Source organism: Vibrio sp. 1978, assembly GCF_033344345.1.
The window spans coordinates 1-713 of sequence record NZ_JAWPOP010000443.1; the positions used below are offsets into that span (position 1 = coordinate 1).

1 protein-coding gene is annotated in these 713 nt (G+C 42.4%); it reads right to left on the minus strand.

The features are described 5' to 3' along the window. A partial coding sequence (locus R8N49_RS27130; RefSeq protein ID WP_318190451.1) for a DUF6531 domain-containing protein occupies positions 1-713 on the minus strand: 713 nt, incomplete at both ends.

A 713-nucleotide genomic window follows, 5' to 3' on the forward strand; every position in this document is an offset into this window, starting at 1 on the left:
GATGGTTTCTCGAATAACGGAGTTGGAACGTCGAAAAGATTCCATTGCGGACTTGTTTTAATAGCCAAATGTCTTCAACCAACTCAAAACGATATTGATCACCACTAGAGAGAGTGACAATTCGTGTATTTGGGTTTAGGAAATGACAGCTTGCTCCGACATAGACTTGATAACTAGTTGAACCATGCTCAACTGGTTCAAATTCAATCTCGTCAGCAGAATCACTTACAAATTCCCATGAGGTGACGTTGTGCTTTTCATCTGTGACTTCTTTCAGTTCAAATTGAAAAGCATGTCGCCAACCGTAACCAAGACCTTGATTTCGGGAAGCTTTGGATGAGCGATACGTTCTTGACCAAACGAAGCCATTGGGAAGCTCTACATCATTGAGTGTTAATATTTCTTCGCCCGTTACTAGAGAAACCGGATCTCCCGCTTTTTCATGACATTCGCTGCCCGTCTGTAAAGGCTTTGCAGAGGCTGAATTCTTAGCTTGGGTTTTAGAAGATGTATGTGCTTTGTTCTGCTTAGACTTTGCTTTTACTTGCTTAGGTACCGGTGTTGGTTCACTGGATATTGTCGCGTTTTTCTTTGTTTTAGGGAAACTAGCGACATAAAGAGAACCATTCACAAGTGCTTTTGCAAATACAGGCGCATAAAGCTCTGGTGTCAGTTCTTCATCCGGTACGTTTGGGGGAAACTGACCAAGTAGA